Origin of the sequence: Agreia sp. Leaf283 (genome assembly GCF_001422485.1) — a bacterium.
Lineage (GTDB): Bacteria > Actinomycetota > Actinomycetes > Actinomycetales > Microbacteriaceae > Agreia.
Map to the genome: position 1 here is coordinate 650,733 of NZ_LMNF01000001.1, position 16,252 is coordinate 666,984.

Annotated in this window: 11 protein-coding genes; 3 read left to right on the top strand and 8 right to left on the bottom strand. The window is 65.1% G+C overall.

The window, feature by feature from the left end:
* The 8 genes from uidA to uxaC all read right to left on the bottom strand — a co-directional run bounded on the left by uidA (position 1) and on the right by uxaC (position 11,022).
* Complete coding sequence (gene uidA / locus ASF51_RS02910) at positions 1-1,797, bottom strand: beta-glucuronidase (RefSeq protein WP_055924910.1); 1,797 nt, start codon at positions 1,795-1,797, stop codon at positions 1-3.
* 31 nt (positions 1,798-1,828) lie between these two features.
* Positions 1,829-3,055, bottom strand: coding sequence for a glycoside hydrolase family 1 protein (locus tag ASF51_RS02915; RefSeq protein ID WP_055924913.1), 1,227 nt, complete (start codon positions 3,053-3,055; stop codon positions 1,829-1,831).
* Positions 3,052-4,536: a glycoside hydrolase family 43 protein gene (locus ASF51_RS02920; protein ID WP_055924916.1), complete on the bottom strand. Its 1,485-nt coding sequence runs from the start codon at positions 4,534-4,536 to the stop codon at positions 3,052-3,054. The genes ASF51_RS02915 and ASF51_RS02920 overlap by 4 nt, the downstream gene beginning before the upstream one ends.
* Entirely contained in the window at positions 4,533-5,366 is an 834-nt protein-coding gene (locus ASF51_RS02925) for an ATP-binding cassette domain-containing protein (protein WP_055924919.1), read from the bottom strand. Before ASF51_RS02925 ends, ASF51_RS02920 begins: the two co-directional genes overlap by 4 nt.
* Entirely contained in the window at positions 5,363-7,216 is a 1,854-nt protein-coding gene (locus ASF51_RS02930) for a dipeptide/oligopeptide/nickel ABC transporter permease/ATP-binding protein (RefSeq protein ID WP_082479501.1), read from the bottom strand. Before ASF51_RS02930 ends, ASF51_RS02925 begins: the two co-directional genes overlap by 4 nt.
* Positions 7,186-8,127 carry an ABC transporter permease gene (locus ASF51_RS02935; RefSeq protein WP_055924922.1) on the bottom strand — a complete coding sequence of 314 codons (942 nt, stop codon included), beginning with the start codon at positions 8,125-8,127 and terminating at the stop codon, positions 7,186-7,188. The genes ASF51_RS02930 and ASF51_RS02935 overlap by 31 nt, the downstream gene beginning before the upstream one ends.
* Positions 8,128-8,254: 127 nt before the next feature.
* A complete protein-coding gene (locus ASF51_RS02940) occupies positions 8,255-9,571 on the bottom strand; it encodes a mannitol dehydrogenase family protein (protein WP_055924926.1) in 1,317 nt (438 codons plus the stop codon).
* 59 nt (positions 9,572-9,630) lie between these two features.
* Complete coding sequence (uxaC, locus tag ASF51_RS02945; RefSeq protein WP_055924929.1) at positions 9,631-11,022, bottom strand: glucuronate isomerase; 1,392 nt, start codon at positions 11,020-11,022, stop codon at positions 9,631-9,633.
* Positions 11,023-11,208: 186 nt separating this feature from the next.
* Between uxaC and manD the strand changes: the two genes are divergently transcribed.
* The 3 genes from manD to ASF51_RS02960 all read left to right on the top strand — a co-directional run bounded on the left by manD (position 11,209) and on the right by ASF51_RS02960 (position 16,230).
* On the top strand, positions 11,209-12,447 hold the full coding sequence (gene manD / locus ASF51_RS02950) for a D-mannonate dehydratase ManD (RefSeq protein ID WP_055924932.1): 1,239 nt from the start codon (positions 11,209-11,211) through the stop codon (positions 12,445-12,447).
* Positions 12,448-12,622: 175 nt separating this feature from the next.
* Positions 12,623-13,855, top strand: a complete 1,233-nt coding sequence (locus ASF51_RS02955) for an MFS transporter (RefSeq protein ID WP_235497111.1) — start codon at positions 12,623-12,625, stop codon at positions 13,853-13,855.
* A complete protein-coding gene (locus tag ASF51_RS02960; protein ID WP_055924939.1) occupies positions 13,852-16,230 on the top strand; it encodes an alpha-L-rhamnosidase in 2,379 nt (792 codons plus the stop codon). The genes ASF51_RS02955 and ASF51_RS02960 overlap by 4 nt, the downstream gene beginning before the upstream one ends.
* Positions 16,231-16,252: the final 22 nt, after the last annotated feature.

A 16,252-nucleotide genomic window follows, 5' to 3' on the forward strand; every position in this document is an offset into this window, starting at 1 on the left:
TTATTCTCCGTCACTACCCGGCTTCCGACCCTCGAGTCCCCGCCACCGCTTGCGCAGCGCCCACGCCGCCGCCTTCGGCTTGCGGTCCCGCGTGAACACGCCCTTCTTGTTGCCTTCGACCCGGTGGATGCCGTTCGAGGTGGCGAAGTCGGCGAAGTTCCACACCTGCTCGCCGACGAACTGCGGGAACCGGTCGAACACCCGGTGATACATCTCGAGGAACGAAGCCTGGTATTCCTCGGTCCATGGCTGGTCCCAGACGGAGTGAACGCCGGGCTGTGTATCGGCGCCGTATTCGGACATGATGATTGGCTTGCCCGTTCGATCCACCCACCCCTGGATATCGCCCTGCAGGTACTGCTCGGCCGTGGTGAGGTCGCCAGGAGTGATGTACCACCCGTAGTAGCGGTTCATGCTCACGACGTCGAACAGGTCGACGATCTTGTCGTTCTGGAACGTTGCGAACATGACCAGCGCGTAGGTGAGGGGCCTGGTGGGATCCAGCTCTCGGGCCAGTTCGACCAAGGGGGTGAAATACTCGAGCGCGCCTTCCTCATTCGAGGCGGGCTCGTTGGCGATGCACCACATCACGACGGAGGGGTGGTTCTTGTCTCGCGTGATCAGTTCACGAATGTGCTGGGCATGAGCCGCCTGCGTAGCGGCGCCGGCGTATTGCTCCGAGAACGTGGGGAACGGGGGCGTGCCGGACATTCCACCGACCACGCCCATGTTGAGTCCGACGGCAGCGGTCTCGTCGATGACGACGATGCCGTGGCGGTCGGCGAAGTCGAGCACCTCCTCGGCATAGGGGTAATGCGAGGTTCGGAACGAGTTCGCACCTGCCCACTCCAGAAGCTGGAAGTCATGGACGAGGAAGGCGTTGTCATGGCCCTTGCCACGCACAGCCGTGTCCTCGTGCTTGCCGAAGCCCGTGAAATAGAAAGGCTGACCGTTGATCAGGAACTCGTGCCCGCGCACCTCGACCGTGCGCACTCCGACCGCGACCGGGTAGCTGTCGACGACGGAGCCCGCGTCGTGCAGTTCGACGGTCAATTCGTAGAGATAGGCGGCACCCGGCTTCCACAGCGTGACGTCTGCGACCTCGAGTGTTCCACGTGGTCCGCTTCCCTGGGCCACGACAACACCTGCGGCATCCGAAAGCCGCACGGCGACCTCGCCTGTGCCGTCGGTCTCGACTCGGTAGTCGACCGAACCGGTCGCACCCTCGAAGCCGGTGACCACGGTGACGTCTGTTACGCGAGACAGCGGCTCGCTGTGCAGCCAGACCGAGCGCGCGAGGCCGGCATAGTTGTAGAAGTCGTGGAAGTAGACCTGCTTCTTACGTCCGTCCATCCCCACCTCGATCTTGCCTGGCGGGATGGTCTCGTTAGTCAGGTCGCCGCTGACCGCGACGGTGAGCCGGAACTCCTCACCGGCAGAGATCGTGTCGGTGAGGTCGATGTCGAACGGTGTGTAGCCACCGATGTGCTCCCCGACCAGATCGTCGTTCACGTACACCTTCGCGGCGTGGGTGGCAGCGTCGAACCGCAGCAGGATTCGCTCATTGGCCCAACCCCGTGGAACACGCACGGAGCGCTGGTAGTAGACCCACCCCACGTGGTCGCGGATCTCGGCGTCGACGAAGAGGTCGTTGTAGCTCGCCGGAACGGCCGCTTCCAAGGGGGTGTCGAGCAGGGCGGTCCATGGTCGGTCGCCGACACGCGAGTCGATCGCGAATCGCCAGACGCCGTCGAGGTTGACGAGTTCACGGGTGGGGGTGGAACGAGGTTTCAGCATTTCAAGTCCTTCGGGCAGATCGAGGTGGGTGTCAGACGAGTGCGTTGCGGCGAGCGACTTCGCCGAGCCAGTTGAGGCTGGGCTTCGGCGTGCGAACGAAGGTCTCGCGGTCGATGGCGATCAGGCCGAAGGTCGGCTCCCAGTGACCCCACTCGAAGTTGTCGAGAAGGCTCCAGTGCAGGTAGCCGCGCACGTCGACACCCTCTTCGATGGTGTCGTGAAGGCCATGCAGGGCCTCGGCCGTGTATCGGATGCGCTGCTCGTCGTCGCTCGTGGCGATGCCGTTCTCGGTGATCAGCACGGGTACACCTTCGGTCACCTCCCATGCGTGGCGCACAGCCATCGCCAGCGAGTCCGGACGGTACGACGTGCCGACGAGGGTGTTGTCGGGAGAGACGGGGTGCGGCACGAGACCGAGGGCGTCGACCTCCTGACTGGAGTATGCCTGGACCCCCACGAAGTCGTCGCCGCGACTGCCCTCCCAGAACACGTCCTCCTTGCCGTAGCGGATCTCGGCCAGCTTGTCTTCGCCGCCGGGGGCGGCGGTCAATGCTCCGGCGGCGATCGTCCAGCCGACCTGAGCGGATGTCTTCTCTCGCACGACCGCACGGGCGGCGTGGTGGATGCGCACGAACATCCGACCGATCTCGGGATCGGCGTTCGCGAGGAAATTACGGGAGGCGCGCTGACGCTCTTCGTCAGTGGCGTGCTCGACGGTGGGGCTCGTCCAACTGCCGTCCGCCGATTGCTGCATCCGCTTCATGGCGGTCATGATGGCGGCCTGCATGTTGGGCTCGTTCATCGTGACGACCCACTCGACCCCGTCGAGTACTGTGCAGGCCTCGGCGACGTAGCGAGCGAACTTCTCCGATGCCTCTGGCGCCGACCAGCCCCCGGCTTCGGCGAACCATTGCGGGGTGGTGAAGTGCTGGAGGGTGATGACCGGCGTGACGCCGGCCTCGAGGCAGGCATCGATCATTCGCCGGTAGTGCGCGAGCTCGGCCCGAGAGAAGTGACCCTCGATCGGTTCGATGCGCGACCACTCGAAGCTGAACCGGTAGGAGTCGAGGCCGGCCTCGGCCAGGAGGGCGATATCTTCGCCGTAGCGGTGGTAGCTGTCGCAGGCATCGCCGGAGAGCTCCATTCCTGGGGTCACCTGCTCGCGCGCCCACCAATCGCTGTTGACGTTGTTGCCCTCGATCTGGTGTCCGGCGGTCGACGCGCCCCAGAGAAAGTCGTTCGGGAAAGTGATGCTCATCGTTGATCCTTCGGTGTCGCGCTTGTTTCGGTTGAGGTTGTGTATTCGAAGCGGGTGATGGTGGCGTCGTTTCCGAGCGCCTCGACGCCGGCCATCCGGCCGGTGAAGCCGCCTGCCACCTCGGTAGAGAGGTAACGGCCGTCGAGAGCGAAGAGGTGGTGTTCCTGGTCGTCGGTGTATGCAAGCACGATCCTGTCCGGTCCCTTCCGTTCGCCCAGCGGTCCATCGAATGGAACGGATCTGATGACGAGCCGCGCCGAGGGCGGTACCCCCTCGAAACTCGCGACCACCTGCGTGAGCGGGCCGATGACGACCTTGGCTCGTGCTTCGCCGCCGACACGCTCGACGATCGCCTGGTGTTCGTCATCGATGCGCACCGACAGCGCGAAGTCTCCGGAGCCCTCGGCCGAGACGGTCCATTCGAGGTGCTCGATCCGGGTGGCGAGCATCCGCTCAGCGGCGCTGGCGTCGCCGGACCGGCCTGCGGCGAGTGCCAAGCCCTCTGGTCCCGGAATGGCGAATTCCACGGGGTTCGCTCCGGGGGACACCCATCGGGGATGCAGTGCTTCCGTGGTGAACGTGTCGACGAAACCCAGCGAATCGTCTGCAGGGGTGAAGCGGTCCTCCACAACCACGGGCCAGTCGTCCATCCAGTCGATGCCGGCTAGGAAGGTTTCTCGGCCATTCGTGTGCCAGCGCGGAAACGATCCTCGAGGCTGGGTCCCCAGATGGACGAGTGCCCAGTCGCCGTTCGATAGCTCGACGAGATCGGCGTGACCGGTGGACTGTACGGGTGACGAGCTACTGCGGTGGGTCAGGATCGGATTCGCCGGGTGTGATTCGTATGGTCCGTCGACGGCTCGTGATCGGGCCACCGTGACCATGTGTCCCGCTCCGGTTCCGCCCTCAGCGGCGAGGAGGTAGAACCAGCCGTTCCGAGAGTGTATGTGGGGGCCTTCGGCATGTGCGCCGCCGGTGCCGTTCCAAATACCGTACGACTCGGAGAGCACGGTGCCCTGGAGCGGGTCGATGACGGCCTGCGAGATGCCGCCGCGAATGACGTCGGACCAGGTCAGGCGGCACACGCCGTCGTCGTCCCAGTGCAGGTCGGGATCGATGCCGATGAGGCCCGGCACGTGCACCGGCTCGGACCATGGCCCCTCTGGACTTTCGGCGTGCACGATCACGTGCCCTCGGGCGACGTCGTGGATATTCGTTGTGACGAGCCAGAACAGACCGCCGTGGTGGCGCAGGGTAGGGGCGTAGATTCCTCCGCTTGCGCCATCGATCCCTGAACGAGTCTGAAGCTGCGACGGGCGGTTCAGAACGTTGCCCACGAGCTTCCACTCGACCAGATCGATGCTTGTGTAGAGCGGTACTCCGGGGAAGTACTCGAAACTCGATGTCGCGAGGTAGTACCGCTCGCCGACACGACAGATGGTGGGGTCGGGGTGGAATCCCGGGATGATCAGGACGCTCATCGGTCTACCCCCGCCGAAGCGGTTGCCCTCCGCTCGTCTCGGCGGCGGCGCTGCTCAGCGGGGTCGGCGACGGGGGCCGCCAGAAGCAGGGTGCGAGTGTAGGGATGCTCCGGCTTCGACGTGACGTCGACGGCGGCACCGGTCTCTACCAGGTCGCCGCGGTAGAGCACTGCCACTCGATGACTGATGTGCCTGATGACGGTGAGGTCATGCGAGACGAAGAGGTATGCCACACCCGTCTGCCTCTGGATGTCGACGAGCAGATCCATCACCAGAGCCTGCGTCGTGAGGTCGAGGGCTGAGACCGGCTCGTCGCACACGATGAGTTTGGGCCGCGGACCGAGTGCGCGGGCGATTGCGACGCGCTGCCGCTGCCCGCCGGAGAATTCGCGCGGCAGCCGTTCGACCGCGTCGGACGGCAGCCCCACCTGATCGAGAAGGGTTCGTACCCGTGCGCGAGCGTCACGCCGGGTGGCACCCTGGATTATCAGGGGTTCCGAAAGCGTGTCGCCGATCGTGAGAGAAGGGTTGAGCGAGGAGTAGGGGTCTTGGAAGACCACTTGAATGTCATCGGACAGACCACGCCGTGCGCGGCCCTGCAGCCCGCCGATCTCCCGCCCCTCGAATCGGATCGCGCCGCCTGACGGCTTGACCAGGCCGAGGACGGCTCGTCCGATGGTCGTCTTGCCCGACCCGGACTCACCGACCAGTCCCAGCGTCTCCCCGGGCGCTACGGACAGCGACACCCCGTGAAGCACCTCGTTGGGAGCGGCCCGGAAGCCGCGTCCTGGGAAGGCGACCCGCAGGCCGTCTATCTCGAGCAGGGTCATGCCTGTCCTCCTTGGGTCGGCGCCGTGACCGGCGGGTCGGTGCGGTACGACGACTCGTCCAGGATCGCTCCGAGCAGTGTCCTGGTGTACTCGTGCTGCGGGTCGCCGAAGATCTGCGCGGCCAGGCCTGTCTCGACGATCCGGCCCTGCCTCATCACCGCGATACGGTCACAGAGGTCGGCGACCACACCGAAGTTGTGGGTGACGATCAGCACGGCCATGTCGAGCTCCGACTGCAGATCGCGCAGCAGATCGAGGATCTCGGCTTGCACTGTCACGTCGAGCGCCGTGGTCGGCTCATCCGCAATCAGGAGTTTCGGTCGACTGGCAACGGCGCCGGCGATGAGCACGCGCTGGGCCATACCGCCCGAGATCTGGTGCGGGTAGGAGTCGAACGTGCGCGCCGGATCGGCGATGCCGCAGCGCTCGAGCAGCGCAAGCACCCGGGACTTCGCCTCCTTTTTAGAGATGCCCAGGGCCGAGCGCACTCCTTCGACGAGCTGCGAGCCGACACGGTAGGACGGGTCGAGGTTCGACATCGGCTCCTGAGGAATGTAGGCGATCGCCTTGCCACGAAGCGGGCGCATCTGGGCGTCGGAGAGCCCGATCAGCTCACGGCCCTCGAACAGGATCGAGCCGCCGGTGATCACGGCCTCATTCGGCAGTACTCCCAAGGTCGCGAACGCGGTCTGCGATTTGCCGGACCCCGATTCACCCACAAGGCCGAGCACTTCGCCCCGAGCGATGTCGAGGTCGACGCCTTTCACGACCTCGATCAAGTCGCCGCTGGGTGTCGGGTACGCGATGGCCAGGCCCCTCACTCCGAGAAGGACGGCGGGCGGAACCGCGAGGGTTTCTGCGTCGATCTCGGCGACGCGCTGACCGGCTCCGACTTTCGACGGCTTTGGCTTCGAGCCCTCGAATGCGTCGCGAAGAGAGTTGCCGAGCAGCACCAGCGAGGCGGTGATCAGCCCGAGCAGGAGGCTGGGCCAGAGAAACTGGGTCGGGGCGATATAGAGGTTGCGGAAGCCGGACGAGATCATCGCACCGAAACTCGGTATCTCGAGCGACCCTACTCCGAGAAAGGCAAGGCCAGACTGCACGGCGATCGTCGAGCCCACCATGAACGCAGCGGCGATGATGATCGGCCCGCGTACCACCGTGAGTACGTGACGGCCCAGGATGCGAAGAGTCCCGACGCCCGAGACACGGGCGGCGTCGACGTAGAGCTCGTTCTTGACACCCAGCACGAGGTTACGAACGATGCGGTAGATGCCGGGCGCGAGCAGGACACCGAAGATCAACATCGTTGCTCGGTAATCCCCTCCGGTGACGGGCATGAGGATGATCAGCAGCAGCAGTCCCGGGAAGGTCATGATGAGGCTGAAGATCCACTCGGTGGTGGCTCGAGTTGCGCGGCCGAAGTATCCGCCGATCAGACCGGCCGTGATGCCGACGATCAGGGCGACTCCGGTGCCGAGGATGGCGGAGATCGCGGCCGTGTTGATCGAGTGAAGCAGGCGACTGAAGATGTCCCGGCCCGATTCATCGGCTCCAAGCGGGTAGCCCGGAGTGCCGGGTGGAGCGTTCACCATACTGAGCACGGATTCGTTGGGTCCATGCGGGGCGATCAGCGGAGTGAGCAGACCGAGGGCGAAGATCACGACCAGGATGCCCGTGGTCACGACAGCCTGAGGGTCCCTGAGGAGCTTCTTCCACAGCGGCGTTCGGGGCGTCGCGCCGCCGTTCGCCCTGGCGACCGCGATGGACGACGTGCTGGGGGCGGTGACCGACTTCGTCACCGGCTCGATTCGCCGGGTCAATGGTCTCTCGCTTTCGGGTTGAGCCATCCGTTGAGGAGGTCTGTGGTGAGGTTGACGATCGTGACGAGCGCCACGCCGAATGCGGTGATACCGAGGATCACCGGGATGTCGCCCTGGAGAGACGCGTTGAAGGCGAAGCTGCCGTAGCCGGGCAAGGCGAAGACGTTCTCGATGATGAGGGCCGCGCCGAACATCTGGATGAACTCCAGCGACATGACAGTCAGTGCCGGGCTGCCCGCATTGCGAAGGGCGTGCTTCACGACGATCGAGGTGGATGAGACTCCACGGGTACGGAGGGTGCGAACGTAGTCTCTGCGCAGCTCATCGATCATGCGACCGCGCACCTGGGCCGACATGTTGGCGACGCCGCCGATGGTGAGCACGATGACCGGAATCGTGATACTGCGAATCCACGCGGCCGGGTCGTCGGCGAGCGGGGTGTATCCGGTGGCTGGAAGCAACTTCAGTTGAACCGCGAAGATGACGACCAGCCCGATGGCCAGCAGCAGGCCGGGCACGATGTAGCCGATCAGCGAGATGCCCTGCGCGATCCGGTCGACGACACCGCCGCGGGTCGCGGCCCAGACGCCCAGCATCGTGGAGATCACAGCCGTGATCAGGAGAGCCGGCACGATGATCGACAGGGTGACCAGAAGGCGCTGAACCACCGAGGGCCCTACCGGAAGCGACGTGTAGACAGACGTACCGAAGTCGCCGCGGAGGGCGCTGAGCAGCCAGTCGCCGTACTGCACGATCACCGGCCTATCCCACCCCTTGGCCGTCATGAGAGCCGCGGTGTTCTCCGGAGTGGCTGACTGTCCCAGAATCGTTCGGGCCACATCACCGAACGATGTCGACAAGAGCAAGAACGTGATGAAGGTCACCAGGAGGGCGAGGATCACGCCCGTCCCGAGACGCTTGGCGATATAGGTGATCATCGATCGCCGACCTCATCGCCGAGGCTCCACTGAATGTGCGTCGACATGCTTCTCGAACTCCTTTGTCAGAAACACCCCTGCAACCGCTTGACAATCAGGTGGCGGGAGAGGCCTTGGGGCTAGTAAATCAGATGAAACAGGTGCTTGACAACCGATTGCCAAAATCTTCGACGGAATTGACATAGCCGAAGTTTGTGGCCAGGGGCGCGCTGAGTCGGCCCACGATCGAAAGAGTCGTCTCCCCGTCGGCGGGCTTCGGCCCGGCCCCGGGCGGGAGGACACCGCGATCGCACGCGGCGATCCACGCGGCGATCGCGACGGCCGTGGCAGGCGACTGCTCACCGCGGGCGAGAAGGGTCTCCGCCACCGGGGCGATGCGTAGCCGCAACTTCGCGAAACTGTCGCTGGCGATCTGTTCGAGACGATGCTCGATACGATCATTCGCGAAGCGCGTCAACAGCGCTGCCCTGTAAGACGAGAGGTCGAGGCCGGACGGCAGACAGGCGGCGTCTTCGTCCCACAGCTCGTCGACGGCCTGGCGACAAACGGGGTCGGCGATGGCTTCAGCGACGGTGGACAGGCCGCGCAGAAGCCCGAGGCAGGCGAGAAGCGTATGGGACCCGTTCAACATCCAGAGCTTTCGGGCTTCCCAGGGATGCAGGTCGTCGACGAAGCGGGCGCCGGCCGTTTCCCAGCGCGGTCTCCCGCCCGGGAACGTGCCCGAAATGACCCAGTCACTGAACGGCTCTGCGACGACGGGCGCGAGATCGTCGGTGATGTCGGACAGCAGATCGAGCTCTGCCTCCATGATCCGGGGCGTGATCCGATCGACTGAGCTCGAGGGGAAGCTCACCTCACGGGCGATCCACTCCACGAGCTCGGGAGACAGTGCGCGTGCGAGACCCATCACTGTCCGCTCCAAGCGGCCCCCGTTATCGGGAAGATTGTCGCAGGAGAGCAGTGCGATAGCGCCGCCGCCGTGACGGCGTCGCTCCTCGAGACCGAGAACGAGTTTTGCCAGCACCGTGCGAGGTGCGCGTTCGGACAGAGGCTGCGAGCTGGCGGCAGCGAGCAGAGCGAGGTCCTCGACGACCGCCGGATCCCCGACATCGGGCGATCCGTCCGCAGTCGATCGATAGCCCCTCTCGGTGATCGTGAGGGTGACTATCACGGTTGACGGCGAGGCGACATCGGCGAGGAGGGACTCGATGTCGTCGCCGGATCGCGCACGGACGATGCTTCGGATGAGTTCAGTGCGGTCGCCGTCGGGATCTCGAGCGATGAGCGTGTAGACGCCGTCCTGGCTGGTGAGCGACTCCGCGAGCGTCCGGCTGCTGCCGGTATAGGCCGAAATGCCCCACTCATCGCCGTCACTGGCGTTCTGGGTGTACCAGGCAAGGTGAGAACGAGAAAAAGCGCCGAGCCCGAGATGCACGATGCGCACCGGAGGGGCCGGGCGGTCACGCTCGAGCGCAGTATGAGTCGGGTGCGCGCTGGTCCCGGTCATAGCTTGAACACCCGCCGAGGCAGCGGCCCCACGAGATCGTCAGCGATTCGTTCCGCCTGCTGTGCTCGGATGCGCCCCTCCACGACGAGGCGGGCAAGAAACGCAGAGTCTGCGCGGCGCGCCATGTCGTGTCGAGCGGGAATGGACAGGAACGCACGGGTATCGTCGATGAATCCCGAGCCACGAGAGAAACCCGCCGTCTCGGTCGTGGCGGAGCGAAAGCGTCCAATCGAGTCGGGGGCGTCGAGGAACCACCAGGGCGCCCCGATGTACACGCTCGGGTAGAAGCCGGCGAGCGGGGCGAGCTCCCGGGAGTAGACGGATTCGTCGATGCCGAAGAGCACGAGATGGAACCCGGGAGCGAGGCCGAAGGCCTCGAGCAGCGGACGCAATCCACGCGTGAAATCCACCGGCACCGGGATGTCATGGCCGGTGTCGGGCCCGTAGGTACGGAGGGTGGAAGTGCTGTGGTTGCGGAGAACTCCGGCGTGCACGGTCATGACCAGACCGTCCTCGACGCTCATCCGGGCCATCTGGAAGAGCATGTGCCCGCGGAACAACCGCTTCTCTTCGGAGCTGGCGCGTCCGCGCAGCACGGACTGGAAGAGTTGTTCGGCCCGTGCGGATTCGAGATCGATCGTGAGTGGCTCCTCCACGCCGTGGTCGGCCGACACCGCGCCGTGGCGAATGAAGTGCCGGCGCCGATCTGCAAGCGCGGCTAGATATCCGACGAACGTCGAGGGAAAGGCCGCCTCCCCGAGGAGGCGTTCGACGTTCTCTGCGAAGGCGGGAGCATCGGGATCGAGGTAGCGGTCCGGGCGGAACGTGGCCAGGACTCGGCCGGCGAGCGCGTCGGCCACCGCGACGTGCTGCGCGAGGTCGTCGAGCGGATCGTCTGTCGTCGCGAGCACGTCGATGCCGAAACGCTCGAAGAGCGACCTCGGCCGCCACTCAGGAAGGGCGAGCTTCATTGCGATGGCGTCGTAGGTCTCATCGGCCGTGTCGGCGCAAAGTTCCGCAGCCACCCCGAGGTCGTCGAGTTCCTCTTCGAGCCAGTAGCCCGAGGACGTGCCTGCGAACAAGTGCCAGTTCGACGCCAACAGTCGCCAGACCTCGCGCGGGTCGGATGCGCCCTGACCGAGACCGAGATCGTCGAACGAGACGCCGGAGGCGTGCAGCAATCGAGTGACGTAGTGATCATGGGTGACGAACAGCGCAGCGGGATCGGCGAACGGCGTATCGTTCGCCAGCCAGTCGATCGGTACGTGCCCATGGGGGGAGATGATCGGGGCCTCAGCGACTCGCTGGTAGAGGTCGCGAGCGATACCGCGGGTCACCGGGTCTACGGGGAACAAGCGGTCAGGATCACGCCGTCGTGGTTCGTGCATGCTCAGTATTCTGTCCAGCGACAGGCGTTATGTCAACCGATTGCCGCACTACATGCCAAGAAGGTACGTTCCTATATAATTCCTGTGGGCAATCGCTTGCCAAAGTGCTTCTCATCTGCTGTACTGTCCTCGATCGCCGCAACGCCGCGCAGGGCTGTCTGCTCGCGCCCACACCGAAAGACGCTCATGAAGATCCAACAGGCCGAAGTCATCGTCACCAGCCCGGACCGCAACTTCGTCACGCTCAAATTGACGACCGACGACGGCCTGACGGGCCTCGGCGATGCCACGCTGAACGGCCGCGAACTCGCCGTCGTCAGTTACCTTCGCGACCACGTCGTACCGCTTCTGATCGGCCGAGACGCCTCGAACATAGAAGACACGTGGCAGTTCCTCTACCGATCGGCTTACTGGCGGCGCGGCCCGGTCACCATGGCCGCCATTGCTGCAGTCGATGTCGCTCTCTGGGACATCAAAGCCAAAGCCGCGGGCATGCCGCTGTATCAGCTTCTCGGCGGCGCCTCCCGTACCGGTCTCCTCGCCTACGGGCACGCCTCGGGCAAGACGAACCAAGAGATCTTCGACAGCATCCGCCTGCACCAGGAGCAGGGCTACAAGGCCATTCGAGTACAAGCAGCCGTTCCGGGCCTCAAGTCGATCTACGGCATCGCATCCAACGCGACGTTCGAGGCGAACAAGGGCGTGCGATACGACCACGAGCCGGCCCAACGCGGCGCCCTACCTAATGAAGAGGACTGGGACACCCGCTCCTACCTCCGACACATTCCCACCGTGTTCGAGGCCGTACGCAACGAATTCGGTCCCGACCTGCCGTTGCTGCACGATGCCCATCACCGCATGACGCCTATCCAGGCTGCGAAGCTCGCGAAGTCACTCGAGCCCTACGACCTGTTCTGGCTTGAGGACTGCACGCCCGCAGAAAATCAAGAGGCTCTGCGCCTGGTGCGTCAGCACTCCACCACCCCGCTTGCGATCGGCGAGATCTTCAACACCATCTGGGATTACCAGTTGATTGTTCGAGAGCAGCTCATCGACTACGTGCGTAGCGCAGTCACCCACACCGGCGGCATCACTCACCTCAAGAAGGTGCTCGAATACGCCTCGCAATATCAGATCAAGTCCGGTATGCACGGTCCTACCGATATCTCCCCCGTCGGTATGGCGGCGGCAATGCACCTCGGCCTCGCCATCCACAATTTCGGCATCCAGGAGTACATGAAGCACGGCACCAAGACCGATCAGGTCTTCCAGCAGTCCTTCACTTGGAACGACGGGATGCTTCACCCCGGCGACAAGCCTGGAATCGGTGTCGAACTCGACATGGATGAAGCAGGCAAATACCCCTACGTGCAGGCCTACCTGCCCTACAACAGACTGGCTGACGGCACCGTCCACGACTGGTGATCAGGCCTTCCCGACGAATACACCCAGACAAAGGAGTCTCATGCCCAGGGACGAGCAGCACACAACGAAACACGACGCCGTCATAGATGGCGCAACAGCTCAGCCCGTGAGCGCCGGGCCCACAGCGGGCCCACAGCTTGACGACATTTCGGCGGGCGCCGACGCAGCCGCGCCGATGGCCCGCGTCAAGGGAAGCTGGCTCGCACTCTCCGCCATCGCCAACTTCGGCGTCTCGATGGCATTCATCGTGCCCCTGTCGTTCTCCCTCGCCGTGCGAATCTCGGAACTCGCCCCGGGTCATGAAGAGGTGCTCGGCTATGTGACTGGTATCGCCCAGATCATCTACCTCGTCGCCAGTCCTCTGATCGGCGTATGGAGCGACCGTCTCCAATCGCGCTTCGGCCGCCGGAGTCCCTTCATGATCGGCGGTGGGCTGCTGGGTATCGTGGGTCTGCTGGTCATTGCCGCAGCACCCAGCGTCCTGATCGTGGGGCTCGGCTGGGTGATCGGCCTGATGGGCTGGGCGACGGCGGGTCAGGCGATTCAGAATCGCCAGGCCGAGACCGTCCCGGAGGAACAGCGCGGCCGAATCTCAGCCGTCACGGGCTTGCTGGCGCAGGTCGCGCCGGTGCTGGGCATCGGCATCGCCTACGCGGTGGCCGCGAGCACCCTCCTCGTTTTCGTGATCCCGGGCCTCGTCGGCTTGGTCTGCATCGTGCTGTTCACTGTGCTCAAGAAAGAACGCAGCTCGGTCGATATCGTTCGAACGCAGGCGGTTTCGATCAAGACGATCCTCGCTAGCTACGTCTTCAACCCACGCAAACACCCGGACTTCGGCTGGAACTGGCTCGGACGTTTCCTGTTCTTCATGGGCCTCTACTTCAATACCTCTTTCGGAACCTTCTTCTACGCCCAGCGCCTCGGACTGCCCGTCAGGGAGGTCGCCGGAACCGTGGCGATCATCGGCCTCATCGGCATCGCCGCGGCGACCGTCGGAGCGCTGGGCGCCGGCTTCCTCTCCGACAAACTGCGCCGACGTAAACTCTTCGCCCTGATCGGTGCCGTGCTGTTCGTCTTCGGCGCCGTCACCGAGGCCTTCGCCCACACTTTCGTGACTCTTCTGATCGGTTCGCTGATCATGCAGCTGGCCATCGCCGCCTTCAGCGCTGTCGACCAGGCCATCGTGTTCGCCGTCATCCCCGACCGCACCCAGACCGGTCGCTACCTCGCGGTGGTCGCGTTCGCCCAGAAGATCCCCAGCGGCATCGCCCCCTTGATCGCACCGCTCGTCATCACCATCGGAGCCGTGGGCGCCGACAAGAACTACACCGCGCTCTACCTGGCCGGCGCAGTGCTGGCGCTCATCGGCGGAATCATCGTCGCGACCAAGGTCAAGTCGGTCCGATGACCCGGCGTCCTTTCGATCTGACAGCACCGGATGCTCCGCAGTGGATCTCCCCCGCAGAGACCCCCGAACATGCCGACGCGCCCGACCGCGGCGCCCACCTTCTACGACGCGTCTTCGAGCTGGACTCGCCCGCGGCCGACGGTCTCCTTACGGCCACAGCGCTAGGGCTCTACGAGACGTTCCTGAACGGACTGCGCGTGGGCGATGTCGAACTCGCTCCCGGATCAACCAGCTACGACGAGACGCTGCACGCCCAGCAGTACGCGGTCTCCGATCTCCTCAGGCCCGGCCGGAACGTCCTCGACGTCGTGCTCTCGGACGGCTGGTACCGCGGGCGAAACAGCGGTGTGCAGCGACGCGACGTCTGGGGGCGGACCACAGCAGCCCTCGTACAGCTCGAGATCACAGCCGAGGATGGATCGAGCTCGGTCATCGCCTCCGACGACACCTGGACGAGCTTGCCGAGCCAGATCGTGCGCGCCGACCTGATGGGCGGCCAGACCACCGATCTGCGCATCGAGCCCGACCTCACCGATGGTCTCCCCGTGCGTGTCGGGATCGTGTCGCCGCCCGAGCCCAGCTGGTCTCCCGGCCCCCCTGTGCGGCGGATCGAGGAGCGCAGGCCGGCGTCCCTCACCCTGCTGAGCGATGGCGTCTCTCTCCTCGATACCGGCCAGAACCTCTCGGGCTGGCTCCGGCTCGACGACGTGGGGCCGACGGGAAGCGAGACCGTGCTCCACTTCGGCGAGCACCTCGACGCGGTCGGCGACCTGACCACCGCGCATCTCGATCTCACGACGCCGCAGGGAGATCGGCTGGCGTTCCACCAGACCGACACGGTCATCTCCAACGGAGAACACGTCGTGTTCGAACCGCGCCACACCGTGCACGGCTTCCAATTCGCCCGCATCGAGCATCCCGGTCGCACCCTGTCGATCGACGACCTCACGGTGATCGTGGTGCACTCCGACGTGAGGCGACGCGGCTGGTTCCGATCGTCGTCCGACGAGCTCACACGGCTGCATGAAGCGGCGCTCTGGAGCTTTCGCGGCAACATCGTCGACGTGCCGACAGATTGCCCGACCCGGGAACGCTCCGGCTGGACCGGCGACTACCAGGTCTTCTCTCCAGTAGCGACCATGCTCTACGACGTCGAGGCGTTCTCGCGCAAATGGCTGCAATCGGTGCGTGACGACCAGACTCCCGAAGGACTGCCCGCCGCATTCTCGCCCGACTCACTGCGGATCAAGCACCATCCCGAACTGCCCACACGGGTTCTCGGCGGCGCCGCAGGATGGGGCGATGCCCTCGTGCTCGTGCCTTGGACCATCCACGAGGCCTACGGCGATACCGCCGTGCTCCAAGAGTCCTGGGAGTCGATGCGCGGCTGGGTCGAGTACGCACTCGGCCTCGCTGAGAGTCTGCGCCACCCCGACCGCTTCGCCCGCTCCGCAGAGCCGCAACCCCATGAGCGCTTCATCTGGGACGGACCCTTCCACTATGGCGAATGGCTCGAGCCCAAGAAGCGCCGTGCCGACGGCAGCCTCATCGACCCGATGGCCGAGAATCCCTACGCCTATATGTCGGCCGACCGGGGCGAGGTCGGCACCGCCTATCTCCACCTGTCAGCACGAACGCTCGCCCGGGCTGCCGAGGTGCTCGGCGACGAGACCGCCTCCGCCCACTACGTCGACATCGCCGAGCAGGTGAAGGTCGCCTGGCAGACGGAGTTCCTTACTGCAGACGGCCGCACCCGCGACGATACGCAGGCAGCCTATGTGCGCGCCCTCGTCTTCGACCTCCTCCCCGACGACCTTGTCGCCCCCGCCGCCGACCGTCTCGCGCAACTCGTGCACGAGGCCGACGACCGGCTCAGCACCGGGTTCCTCTCGAGCGGCCTGCTGCTCGGAGCCCTCGCCGATCACGGCCATTCCGACCTCGCCTACCGGCTGCTCGAACGCCACGGCACTCCGTCGTGGCTCGGCATGCTGGACCGCGGAGCGACGACGGTCTGGGAAGACTGGGACGGTATCGACGAGCACGGTCACGCCCACGAGTCGCTCAACCACTACAGCAAGGGCGCCGTCATACGCTTCCTCCACGAGCACGTCGTCGGGCTGCGTCAGAGCCCCGGTTCAGCCGGTTGGAAGAGCTTCGTCGTGCGACCCGTGCTTGGCGGGGACCTCGAGTCGGCGGGCTACACATTCCAGTCACCGCAAGGCGACATCGTCGTCGACTGGCACCGAACGACGGCGTTGTTCACGCTCGAGGTGACCGTGCCGGCCGACTCGGTCGCCGTCATCGCACTGCCTGACGGCTCCCGAAGCGAACACGGGCCAGGACATTTCCGCCTTACCTGCCCGTCACCCCACTGACTGTCTCGTCTCCTGCCCCTCT